General features: G+C 44.5%; 12 protein-coding genes. 10 read left to right on the forward strand and 2 right to left on the reverse strand.

The window, feature by feature from the left end; all coding sequences use genetic code 11:
- Window positions 1–23 precede the first annotated feature (23 nt).
- On the forward strand, window positions 24–1334 hold the full coding sequence (locus P364_RS0127840) for an ABC transporter substrate-binding protein (RefSeq protein WP_024633309.1): 1311 nt from the start codon (window positions 24–26) through the stop codon (window positions 1332–1334).
- 84 nt (window positions 1335–1418) lie between these two features.
- Here P364_RS0127840 and P364_RS0127845 read toward each other — a convergent pair whose 3' ends face one another.
- Window positions 1419–2276: an SDR family oxidoreductase gene (locus tag P364_RS0127845; protein WP_024633310.1), complete on the reverse strand. Its 858-nt coding sequence runs from the start codon at window positions 2274–2276 to the stop codon at window positions 1419–1421.
- Window positions 2277–2496: 220 nt separating this feature from the next.
- On the opposite strand from P364_RS0127845, the gene P364_RS0127850 reads away from it, so the two are divergent.
- From P364_RS0127850 to P364_RS0127870, 5 genes are all read left to right on the forward strand, one after another.
- Window positions 2497–3090: a TetR family transcriptional regulator gene (locus P364_RS0127850; RefSeq protein ID WP_024633311.1), complete on the forward strand. Its 594-nt coding sequence runs from the start codon at window positions 2497–2499 to the stop codon at window positions 3088–3090.
- A 250-nt stretch (window positions 3091–3340) separates the two neighbouring features.
- A complete protein-coding gene (gene map / locus P364_RS0127855) occupies window positions 3341–4081 on the forward strand; it encodes a type I methionyl aminopeptidase (RefSeq protein WP_024633312.1) in 741 nt (246 codons plus the stop codon).
- Between the two features lie 162 nt (window positions 4082–4243).
- Window positions 4244–5443: a phosphoenolpyruvate hydrolase family protein gene (locus P364_RS0127860; RefSeq protein WP_024633313.1), complete on the forward strand. Its 1200-nt coding sequence runs from the start codon at window positions 4244–4246 to the stop codon at window positions 5441–5443.
- 142 nt (window positions 5444–5585) lie between these two features.
- Window positions 5586–6833 carry a Tm-1-like ATP-binding domain-containing protein gene (locus P364_RS0127865; protein WP_024633314.1) on the forward strand — a complete coding sequence of 416 codons (1248 nt, stop codon included), beginning with the start codon at window positions 5586–5588 and terminating at the stop codon, window positions 6831–6833.
- Complete coding sequence (locus P364_RS0127870; protein ID WP_024633315.1) at window positions 6826–7656, forward strand: phosphoenolpyruvate hydrolase family protein; 831 nt, start codon at window positions 6826–6828, stop codon at window positions 7654–7656. Before P364_RS0127865 ends, P364_RS0127870 begins: the two co-directional genes overlap by 8 nt.
- A 404-nt stretch (window positions 7657–8060) precedes the next feature.
- Here the strand turns inward: P364_RS0127870 and P364_RS0127875 are convergent, their stop codons facing one another.
- Window positions 8061–9080 (reverse strand): alpha/beta fold hydrolase, encoded by a 1020-nt coding sequence (locus P364_RS0127875; RefSeq protein ID WP_024633316.1) that lies wholly within the window; start codon window positions 9078–9080, stop codon window positions 8061–8063.
- Window positions 9081–9223: 143 nt separating this feature from the next.
- Between P364_RS0127875 and P364_RS0127880 the strand changes: the two genes are divergently transcribed.
- The 4 genes from P364_RS0127880 to P364_RS0127895 all read left to right on the forward strand — a co-directional run bounded on the left by P364_RS0127880 (window position 9224) and on the right by P364_RS0127895 (window position 12220).
- Entirely contained in the window at window positions 9224–10114 is an 891-nt protein-coding gene (locus tag P364_RS0127880) for a LysR family transcriptional regulator (protein ID WP_024633317.1), read from the forward strand.
- A 399-nt stretch (window positions 10115–10513) separates the two neighbouring features.
- Window positions 10514–10954 carry a DM13 domain-containing protein gene (locus P364_RS0127885; protein ID WP_024633318.1) on the forward strand — a complete coding sequence of 147 codons (441 nt, stop codon included), beginning with the start codon at window positions 10514–10516 and terminating at the stop codon, window positions 10952–10954.
- Window positions 10955–11054: 100 nt separating this feature from the next.
- Window positions 11055–11528: a DoxX family membrane protein gene (locus P364_RS0127890; RefSeq protein ID WP_161634217.1), complete on the forward strand. Its 474-nt coding sequence runs from the start codon at window positions 11055–11057 to the stop codon at window positions 11526–11528.
- Between the two features lie 5 nt (window positions 11529–11533).
- Complete coding sequence (locus P364_RS0127895; protein ID WP_328285980.1) at window positions 11534–12220, forward strand: response regulator transcription factor; 687 nt, start codon at window positions 11534–11536, stop codon at window positions 12218–12220.
- Window positions 12221–12228: the final 8 nt, after the last annotated feature.

The following is a 12228-nucleotide window of genomic DNA, read 5'->3' on the forward strand; positions in this document are numbered from 1 at the left end:
TAATTTAATAGGAGGATTTATCCATGAAAAAATTTGCATCTATTTTGTTAGCGGCAACGCTTGCGCTTACTGTAACTGCTTGCGGTGATTCCAACTCCGCTGGTTCAACCGATAATGCTGCTTCCGGTAGTTCGAATGGCACGGCCAACAAACCCATAGAGATTACATATTGGTACTCATGGGGAGACAAAATTGCCGAGAACAATGAGAACTTGGTCAAAATGTTTAACGAATCCCAAGATGAAGTGGTTGTGAAGGCTGAATATCAGGGGACGTACGCAGATCAGCATTCTAAAGCGCAGGCTGCATTCGCAGCGGGCAATGCCCCCGAAGTATGGCAAAATGAAATTGCTTCAGTTGGTGTGTTTGCCGAATCGGGCATGACGCAGGAGTTGACTTCTTTTGTTGAAAAGGATCAGCTGGATATGGATGATTTCATTCAAGGGCTCATGGGAAATTCTTATGTGAATGATAAACTGTATGCTCTCCCTTATTTACGCAGCACACCGATCCTGTACTTTAATCGTACGATGCTGAAGGAGGCAGGACTTGATCCAGCTGGACCCAAGAATTGGGCGGAATTTGAAGATTATGCCCGCAAGTTAACGATCAAGGATCAGCGCTACGGCATCTCAATGCCTGTTGATATTTGGTTCTATGAGGCTTTTGTGAGACAGAGTGGAGGAACGATGATCAGTGAAGATGGAAAAAGCGCAGCGTTCAACAATGAAACCGGAATTGAGCCTGTGAAGCTGTGGCTGAAAATGAAGCATGAAGGCATTATGAACATTGGTACAACGGATGATGCTGGTACGCAAGCGAAGACGGATTTCCACAATCAGCGTTCAGCGATGATGTTCTCCTCTACTGCAGACCTGACAAACAATATGAAGGTTGCAGAAGATCAAGGCTTTGAGTTGGGAACGACATATATGCCAGCGCATGATACGTATGGGGTGCCGACAGGCGGTGCCAATCTGGTTATGACTTCTGGCCTGTCTCCAGAAAAGCAGGAGGCAGCATGGAAGTTCATCAAGTGGATGACTGCGAAAGAGCAAACGATTTATGCAAGCTCCTTTACCGGATATTTGCCTAGCCGCATCAGTGCAGTGGAGAGCGATGAAATGAAGAAGCTTTATGAGGAAAAGCCGCTGTTCAAGGTGGCGGTTGACCAACTGGAATATGCCGGTCCACGTCCAATGCAGAAGGTGTATCCAGAGATTGGTGAGATGATCAAAAATGAGATTCTTCGTGCGGTTGTTGATTCTTCCGTTTCGGCAGAGGCAGCTGTAGCTGAAGCGGCGAAGAAGGCCAATGCCTTGCTGAGTAAGTAGAGTTATGTTTTAAAATGACCAAGGAGCTAGGCGGCATATGTGCCGCTTGGCTCTTTGGTTTTGGTTATAAAACGAGAAAACGTATTATTGAGAAATTGAACTTTTAAAGAAATCCGTAAAATTCACTGGGGATCTGCCAATCAGGTTTTCCAAAGCGGGATGGGTATGCGAGAAATCTCCCTGTCGACTTGCCTGAAACATTCCCGTAAGCATGCCGACCATTGGTTCCGGAAGTCCACGGGATATCAAATGGTTCCGATATTCATCATCGGACACGACAATTCGCCGAATCGGTCGATCCAAAACCTTGGAAGCAATCGAAGCGATTCTATCCATATCAATCGCTTCGGAAGCCGTAAGGTTAGGAGTGATACCTTCATATCTCTGTTCTGTCAGGATTGCTGCTGTGGCTTCAGCCAAGTCGGAATGGGTTGTCCAGGCAACAGGACCATCTTCCGGAGCAATCAATTCCCCTGTTTTCAAGGCGTCACCCATCCACATTATCGCTGATGCGGCATAGAAGCCGTTTCGCAGCGACGTGTAAGCCATTCCGGAAGATTTTAGTAACTCTTCTGTAGCAGCATGAACGTTCATGGGAGAAAAATGCGACGTTGCTGATGAAAACATTTGACTAGTATACAGCAGTCGACGAACCCCGGCTTTCTTTGCCGAGTCAATTGCGGCTTGATGCTGACGAACAGCCACTTCTCCCAAGGAGTGGGAGGAGATGAGGAGAACTTGAGATGCTTCCTCAAAGGTGTGAAGGAGACTTTCAGAATTATCGAAATGTCCTTGCCGAACACGAACTCCGCGTTCTTTTAAATCCTGAGCAGCGTTCACATCACGGACACTTACACCAATATCCCTGGCAGGAATACGCTTGAGAAGTTGCTCTACGATTTTCCGACCTAATTTTCCGTTCGCTCCTGTAACAACAATCATTTCTACACTCATCCTTTCGTTTTCCAATCAAAAAAAGTTAGTTGTTATACGATTTTGTTTGTGCAATCATAATCGTATAAGTGCGTGTTGAATAAGTCGCATAATCAAAAGATAAAAGGATTGAGTTGTGCGAACAACCTGCAAAAAGCTGTTTTTGTTGTGTTCCCAACATTGTTGTCCTTTTGTCTGTTAGTGGAGTTCAAGAGAAAGGGGGCGTGAAATGTCGGTTAATCCTCAGGATCCGCGTGTTAAAAGAACCCGTCAATTGTTCGTCCAGGCTTTTAACGATCTGATTGGGAAAAAGAGAAACGTATATTCCATTTCTGTGCACGATATCACGAATCAAGCAATCGTAAATCGGACAACATTTTATGCGCACTTTCAGGATAAATATGACTTTCTAGAATATTGGATGACGGAAAAATTCCAAATGACGATAAGGGAGAAACTGCCGGAAGAAGCAAGATGTAATGAGGGCAATTTGCGAATCCTTATGCAAACCATATTCGATTTTCTTTTGCAGTTTAAACAATGTAGTACGCCAGGAGACAAGCAGTTTGAAGCCATGTTTGAAAATGCGATGCATCAGGATCTTCATCGACTCCTGCTTAAACGAATAAATGAAGTGCAGACAAAGGACTTTTCGCAAGAAAAATGGGAAGCCATGGCACTCGTTATCAGTTGGGGCATATTCGGATCGGCATTGCAGTGGAGCCGGAACCCTCAGGATCGCTCATTCGAAACAATGTTTGAAGAAGTCATTGAGGTTTTATCGTTCAATTTGGCCCCTTATTGGGAGAGCACAACCCGTTAAAGACAAGCATTTTTTGAATGCTTTGATCCCGTCGATGTAGTCACCTAATGTTTCAAAAAGCATACTTATAGGAACAACACGAAAAACGTCTTTTCATAACTAAAAAGTAAAGGGGGATATACAGGGCATTTCATTAACGCACCGACGATTTAAAAAAAGTTGCGAAGCTTTGCCCCTTTAGATATGATTATCTAATGTGTGTTTCAGCTTATACAGTTAATTGACGATTAAAGATAGTGAGGTAGGAAAAATGATTGCAAAAACAGAAGAAGACTTTAATGGTTTGAAGGAAATTGGCAGAATTGTTGCCTTAATTCGAGATGAGTTGGTGCAAAGAACCATTCCTGGCATAACGACGAAGGAGCTTGATGATATAGCTGGGGAGCTTTTTGAGAAAGAAGGCGCAGTTTCAGCTCCCAAAAGTGAATATAATTTTCCTGGCTTTACTTGTATTAGTGTTAATGAAGAAGTGGCACATGGTATTCCAGGGCAACGGGTTATTCATGAAGGAGATCTGGTAAATATAGATGTTTCTGGCTCCAAGAACAGCTATTTCGCAGATACAGGAATTTCGTTTGTAGTAGGCGAAGGAGAAGAAGTGTTAACGAAAATATGTGATGTCGTTAAAGAAGCATTTGAAGCCGGCCTTAAAAAAGCAAAACCCGGTTCCAAAAAAAGTGGAATTGGGAAAGCCGTATTCCAAACAGCTAGACAGCATGAATTAACGGTTATTAAAAACCTTACAGGACATGGTGTTGGACGTAATATACACGAAGCACCTAACCATATTTATAATTATAACGATACTTCGGATGATGAATTATTAAAGGAAGGCATGGTTATTGCCTTCGAGCCATTTATCTCTACCCTAGAAGAAGAAGTATTCCAAAAAGAAGACAATTGGACCTTTGCTACAGAAAAAAGCTATGTAGCTCAAGTGGAGCATACGATTATCCTGACTAAAAATGGTCCGATTATCGTCACACTTTAATGAAATCAATTGAATGAGAGCTTCTTTTCAGGTCGATTTCCCAACTGGGAGATCGGCTTTTTTGATTCCGCTTAACCAATTGCTTCATAACTTTAAGGTACAATAATAATATTGAGGGACAAAAACTACAGTTGTTAAATTGTGATGAGGAGCGGATGGGGCTTGAACAGAACAGTCATACTTGAGCGTCTTCAATCAGAGCTGCGCGAGGGTAATCACATCATCGGTGTCTCGACAGGCATAGGCATTACAGCCAAGTATGCAGCTCAGAGCGGAGCGGATTTTATATTAATGCTGAACTCCGGCAGGTTTCGCCAGATGGGAAGAAGCTCTCTGGCGGGATTTTTACCGTTTTGCAACAGTAATGAGATGGTAATGGATTTTGCGTCAAGAGAAATTGTGCCGCTGGTGAGGCATTCTCCCGTACTCTTTGGACTGAATGCGAATGATCCAACTATAGAAGTGGCTGAATACATGAAGGAAATCAAGGAAAGAGGCTTTTCGGGGGTCAACAACTACCCTACAGTCGGCTTGATGGACGGGTTGTTCCGAGAGGCTCTGGAGGAAGACGGGATCAGCTATGATATAGAAGTTGAGGCCATACGCCTGGCTCATCGACAGGAGTTGTTTACGGTGGCGTTTGTATTTGATGAACTTCAGGCAGCCCAAATGATTGAGGCGGGGGCAGATGTAATCTGTGCTCATCTCGGTCTGACTGAAGGCGGATTGTTGGGCGCACGGAAGGTTGTATCCTTAGAGGCGGCCAAATCAAAGGCGTTGCGTATTTTTGATACCTGCAACCAGCTTAAGCCGGATGTGATCAAGATGATTTACGGGGGTCCGGTCAAGACGCCAGTCGATGTCCAGTACATGTATAGCAACAATACAGACATTATGGGTTATATTGGCGGGTCTGCTTTTGAACGAATTCCTTCGGAGAAGTCCATCATGTCAATTACTCGCGATTTTAAACGCCTGGGTAATCTGGATGAGGACGATTTTATGGTTAAAATGCTGAAAGGCATCACCAAGCATTATGATTACGTTGAGTTTGTCAAAGAATATGTAGCACAAAACTACAACAGTGAAATTGTTTTTTCGGATCTGGCCAAGGTGGCTCATGTTTCCCGCAGCTATTTGAGCAGCTTGTTTAAAAAGGAAGTTGGCTGCAGCTTTCAGACTTATCTGGTGAGCTTCCGCATAAATAAAGCCGTTACGCTTCTTCATGCACCGCAGCTTCAATTATCCGATGTGGCCGGCATGGTAGGGTATCCTAATTATGCTCAATTCAGCAAAATGTTTAAAAAGCTTAAGGGCTATTCCCCCAAGCAGTACAGATCTAACCTAAACACAAAAACATAGAACATAAAAGCGTTTTCATAACTAAACAGGACCAGTATGATAAAGCTATAGCGATCGTACTGGTTTTTCTGTTAGAGAAAAATCAGCCTGCTGCCTGCGATCGAGCTTTTGTTCTATATGAGTCATACGAGGAGGCCATGGAATGAAGACCGTCGCAATCATTGGTACGTTTGATACGAAGGGTGATGAATATCTTTACATTAAGAGCATTGCAGAGGAACTTGGGTTGGGAACCTTGATGATCCATACAGGCGTATTCGAGCCGTCCTTTGTTCCGGATGTGTCCAATCGGGAAGTCGCACACGCCGCAGGCATGGTCATAGAGGAACTTGCGGCAAAGAAGGATCGGGCTTTGGCTACAGAGGTTTTGTCCATAGGCTTAAAAAAGCTGGTACCACAGTTATACAAGCAGGGTAAATTTGACGGAATCATTTCCTTTGGTGGCACTGGCGGAACCTCACTGGTCACACCAGCCATGAGAGCTCTGCCAATTGGTGTTCCGAAGGTGATGGTATCGACCGTTGCATCTGGCAACACAGCTCCATACGTAGGCACGAGTGATATTGTCATGATTCCATCCGTGGTGGATGTAGCAGGATTGAATTCAATTTCCACGAAGATATTCACAAATGCATTATTTGCGATGGCGGGTATGCTCAAGTTTGAGCATACGCACAAACCGGATAAGAAACCGCTGGTTGCAGCCACGATGTTCGGAGTGACAACACCATGTGTCACAGCGGCAAGAAAATATTTGGAGGAGCGGGGCTACGAGGTGCTCGTGTTCCACGCCACGGGCATCGGAGGGCAGTCGATGGAGGCGTTGATTGAAGCGGGATTCATTGAAGGGGTATTGGACTTGACGACGACGGAGTGGGCGGATGAAATCATCGGCGGTGTCTTGAATGCGGGGCCGAATCGCTTGGAGGCTGCAGGACGCAATCGCATTCCGCAGGTGATCTCGGTGGGCGCCTTGGACATGTGCAATTTTGGGCCGACAGATACTGTGCCGGAGAAATTCAAGGATCATAAGTTTTATCAGCATAATCCGACGGTAACCCTGATGAGAACCACGGTGGAAGAGAATGAACAGATTGGCAGGAAGCTTGCGGAGAAGCTGAATATGGCGAAAGAAAGCACCGTGCTCATGCTGCCGCTTAAAGGTATTTCCGCAATCGATGTGGAGGGGCAGCCTTTCTACGGACCGGAGGAAGACCGAATGTTGTTTGATACCCTGCGCCAGCACGTCGACCGCTCGATTGTTGAAGTGATTGAAATGGATTGCACCATCAACGATCCGGCCTTTGCAGAGGCCGCAGCACAAAAGCTGATCACTCTCATGCATGAAATTCCTAATGAATCCAATAAGGAGGATATACGAAATGAATAAGCTGAACAGATCAGAAATTATGGACAAATTCAGGAAAGAGGTAAAGCAGGGTAAAATTCTACTGGGTGTCGGGGCAGGTACAGGCATAACAGCCAAGAGCAGTGAAGCGGGCGGAGCAGATATGTTAATCGTATACAATTCCGGTCGGTACAGAATGGCGGGCCGCGGCTCACTGGCTGGCTTGCTCTCCTATGGTGATGCCAATCAAATAGTTGTTGAGATGGGAGCCGAGGTACTGCCCGTCGTCAAGCATACGCCTGTTCTGGCAGGGGTATGTGGCACCGACCCTTTTCGAATAATGGAGGTATACCTGAAGCAGCTGAAGGAGCAAGGCTTCAGCGGTGTTCAGAACTTCCCAACCGTTGGTTTAATTGATGGGGTGTTCAGACAAAACCTGGAGGAAACCGGTATGGGGTACGATCTGGAGGTAGAAATGATCCGCATCGCCCATGAATTGGATCTGTTGACCACTCCGTATGTTTTTGATCCTGCTCAGGCAAAGGCCATGGCGGAGGCAGGGGCTGACATTTTGGTTGCGCATATGGGCTTGACGACCAAGGGCTCCATTGGTGCAAAAACAGCGCTGACACTGGACGACTGTGTAGAACGAATCGAGGCAATTATTGAAGCCGGTCGGGCTGTGAACCCGGAAATCATGATTATTTGCCACGGTGGACCCATTGCAGAGCCGGAGGATGCGGCTTATGTCATTGAGAGAACGAAGGGTATCGATGGATTCTTTGGCGCATCCAGCATCGAGCGCTTTGCGGCGGAGAAGGGCATTACACAGCAGACAGAGTCCTTCAAGTCGATTCGGAAATAGCTTCTCTCTGGTTGCAACCTGAATAATTAAAGTTTGTTTAAAATAATAAAAAGGCAACCGAACAGAAATGTTGCGGTTGCCTTTTTTTACGTACCCAAGTATTTGAGCTAAATAAACAAATACAGTGAGCTTAACAGCAAAGAACCATATTTGTTTTATTGATATTCTTAATCCATAAGGTGCGTTTCCCCAAGGGGAAAATACAATTTTATAAAGGAAGAAGCTGATTATTTTGAAGCGTTGGATTAAAGAAATATTGATCTTAAGACTAATTACATTACTAGAGTTTGAAGAGTGTGAATCTATCCAACAAATATATCGTAATTCTATAGATAGAATCGCAGGTAAACGTTAAGGGACTGAACATGACCCATTGAAGTCGCTATTATGAGACTCTTGATAATCTAGTCGCTTGCATGACATTCCAACAATCGTCTCAGGTTGTCGTCAATGAATTGATTATCGACGCTGTTGATTCCGCGACCAGCAAAGTGTCCCCAGATCGAATGAATTGGACTAAATATCGCATTAGGCATTCGCTCTGCTTCGTATTGGTTATCATCGGGTGTGCAGAAGAGGTCAGTGCTCCCTGGCATGATGCAAGCCAAAGCTTTAATACTCCTTAGAGCTCCTTCAAAATCTCCGTTATACGTGGGGTTAGCGCTAATATCTGCAGACTGGCCTGTACTAAACATCGCCAAGACGTTGTGCGGATCCATCTGCATGAAGGCATTTTCCCAGAAACCAGTCACGAAATCTGCTACGGAGTCAAATCCAAACTCCCGATAGAGCTCTTCTCTATAAAAGGCCTGCGAAAATCCCCATCCCGCATAGGCACGCCCAACGGCGCGCAAATCAGCAGAAGTCAAATCATTCAGTTTGCTTGCATCGAAGTGGGCGGTAGCCAGAAGCGGAGCGCTTACCCCATTCAGGACGACAAACGTCTGCGGCCAAGTCTTGGCAACGCCGGCAATGGGTGCAATTCGTTCTACCATGTCTGGATAACTTGCCCCCCATTGGAATGCCTGAATACCTCCCATGGACCATCCAACGACAAGGGCAATCTTCTGAATGCCAAATTTTTCGATGACCAGCCGATGTTGAAATTGAACGTTGTCATAGATGCTGACCCGAGGAAATTGAGCTCGGTCGAATGGAGGTGGCGTGTTGCTGGGAGATGAAGATAATCCGTTGCCCAGTAGATTCGGAACGATAATAAAGTATTTTTGCGGATCTAGTGCCATGCCGTTGCCAATTAGCCATTCATTCTGAACATGCTGGTCCCCAAAAGCTGTTGGATAGAGGATGACATTATCTTTCTTCTCATTCAATTCTCCATACGTTTTATAAGCGAGGAATGCATTGGGTAGTGTTACCCCAGATTGTAAGACTACATCACCCAAATTAAAAATTTCATAATCCATCCTGTCTCTCTCCCTTCAAAATGAAACCACATATACGAAATGTAATTTCTTGTTGTCAGTATAAACTCGTGGTATCCTCAGTAAAAGTGAATAGAATTCAATGCAGTCTTCAATAAAATTGAAAGTAAAAGGGAGATCGCAAAATGGAATTGCGCCAACTCAACACATTTTGCACAGTTGCAACCACGTTGAATTTTACACGGGCCGCGGAAGTGCTGAATTATGTTCCTTCGAACGTTACGATGCAAATCAAAGGATTGGAAGAAGAACTGGGTGTTCGTCTCTTTGATCGTCTTGGTAAACAACTCGTGCTTACAACCGCGGGTAAACGATTTTTAACTCATGCCCAAGCTGTACTTAACCGGTTGGACGAAGCCCGCAGCATGGTTCATGACGAAGAAAATCTAAGCGGGACCCTGACAATCAGTGCCAACGAGGTTCTCTGCGCCTATCGGCTTCCGGTTGTCTTTCATTTGTTTCGTTCTCGATTTCCGGGAGTACGACTCATTTTTCGCTCCGTTCCCAATCAGCAACTTAAACAAACACTCTTTGAGGGCACTGCGGATGTCGTTTTTATGTTGGATGAATCCATTCGGTCAAGTGGATTGACCGTTGAACCGTTGTTAGAAGAGACGTTTCGTTTTTATGTTGCTCCAGACCATCCACTTACGAAACGCAGTTCATTACAGTTGAAAGATTTTCATGACGAGGTATTCCTGACGAATGAAAAGGGCTGTACCTACCGAACGATGTTTGACCGGGGATTTGAAAAAGAGGGCATTGATAGCATTACGTATTTGGAGTTTCAAAATGCCGAGGCTATAAAACAATGTGCCATTACGGGAATCGGCATAGCCTTTCTTCCTGAAATGACAGTCAAAGCCGAAGTCGAACGGGGCGAACTTGTGGTACTTCCTTGGGAGATCCCGGACTTGCATGTGTATACTCAGATGCTGTGGCACAAAGACAAATGGATGTCACCCATCATCTCGTCGTTTATAGAGGCTGCTAGAGAGGTTATTGCCGATAACTGAAGGGGCACATATCTCCTAAGTATCACACATATCTCCTAAGTATCACACATATCTCCTAAGTATCACACATATCTCCTAAGTATCACACATATCTCCTAAGTATCACACATATCTCCTAAGTTCATGGTTCAAGCCATAGACTGTAATGGATTGTAGACTGGTCCGGTATAGTATTGAGGGAGAACAGTGTCCGACTATAAGTCGCTAATATAGCGACTTTTTTGCTTTAAGGGGGGCAAGTTTTGTCCAAATTTCGAGGAGCCCAACGGATGTACTCCACCATAAATTTAATGCTTACTTAATAAAGTCCTTATAGATGCTTAATTTCAATTCGGTTAAGGGCAATCTATACTTTATACATAAGCAAAGCAATAGCACATAAATGGATGGAGTGATTATATGAAAAAGTTTTTATCCACAGGAATTTCATTGATGGTGGCTACAGCAGTCATGGCAGGGTGCGGGATGCAAGATAAACCAGCAGAGTCAAACAAACAAGCTTCGACTGCAACAGAAATGCCGCAATCCAAAACAACAGAAATGCCCGTAATGAAAACGGGAATGTTAAGCGGAGACGGAAAAGAAATCTCCGAAGGCAAGGTGGAGATCAAAGATGGAAAGATAATGCTTAGTGACTTTAAAACGTCAAAGGGGCCGGATCTGCACATTTACCTGACAAAAGGGAAAGATGTAACAATGGGCAAAAGCTTGGGCAAAATCGACCTGAAGCAAACAGAGCAAAGTTTTGATCTTACAGGAGTAGATCCGGCAGAGTATGATACAGTTTTGATTTATTGTGACAAGGCTCATGTAATCTTTGGAAGTGCTTCGCTAAGTTGACCTGTACAGGGCAATCTCTCTTTTATCCGAATTCGGGTCGAAAGAGACTGCCTCATTATCGTCAGAAAGAAGGTGCTTGATGCGAGGATTTCACAGAATCATGGGTTGGATTTTTAGTGCGACTCGCGTCTTTATGGGCTGGTTATGGATCAGCTCCGGATATTACAAATTAAGCGGGGGATTCGGAGTTGAAAGTCTGGTACCGGTTGTTGCAGCAAATACGGACTCTCCAGAGTGGTATAAAGTTTTTTTTCAGAATATCGTTCATCCATTGTCCCCCGTCTTTGACATACTCATTCCAGTTGGAGAGATTATGATAGGGGCAGGGCTTATCATTGGATTGTTAACCTTGCCAGCTCTGCTGTTTTCCGTATTTGTCCATGTTAATTATATCTTAGCGGATATGGTCTTTACTTATCCCGTAGAGATTATGATATCGGCTATCCTGCTCTCCAGACTGGGGTGGACTACAAATTGTAGTCTTGAACGTTTGTTATACCCGCAATGGAGGCGCAAGTTGGGATGGAAACAAGCATCTGCTAAACCTGAGCAAAGGGATGTGACTATTCATTGACATCAGTGCTGATTGTAGATGATGAACTGCCGATCGTTGAGATCTGTCAGTTATACCTGCTAAATGAAGGCTACACCGTTTTCACGGCTACGAATGGAGAAGAAGCTGAAAAAATTGTGAAGAGTAATTCGATTGATTTCATGGTTGTAGATATTATGATGCCTAAAAAAAATGGATATGAGTACGTGGAGCAGTTGCAGGCAGAGGGGTATGATATTCCGTTTCTCTACTTGACGGCTCTCAATCAGGAGAAGGACACCTTGTATGGACTTGCTCTGGGCGCGGACGATTATATGACCAAGCCGTTTAGTCCAAGAGAGCTATTGTTTCGCATTCGCAATATTTTGAAACGGGCGAATAAATTCAAGCTTCATGAACCAGCAGTACTTCAAGAACAAGGCTTGCGCCTGAATAAGGACGAACGTGCTGCATATATGAATGAACAGATGCTTGACCTCACCAACAAAGAGTTCGATTTGCTCTGGACCCTTGTGGAAGAAAAGCATCGGGTACTCTCCAAGTCTGAGCTGTTAAAAAAAGTATGGGGTTATGATTATTATGAGGACTCCAGTACTGTGAATGTGCATGTTCATCATTTGCGTGAAAAGCTGGCTACGCTTGATCGGGACAAAACGGTAGTCATCAAAACGGTATGGGGAATTGGATATCAGTTCAAAAGTAGCGAAGGATGAAGGTGAGA

It is taken from the genome of Paenibacillus sp. MAEPY2 (assembly GCF_000499205.1).
GTDB classification, from domain to species: domain Bacteria; phylum Bacillota; class Bacilli; order Paenibacillales; family Paenibacillaceae; genus Paenibacillus; species Paenibacillus vandeheii.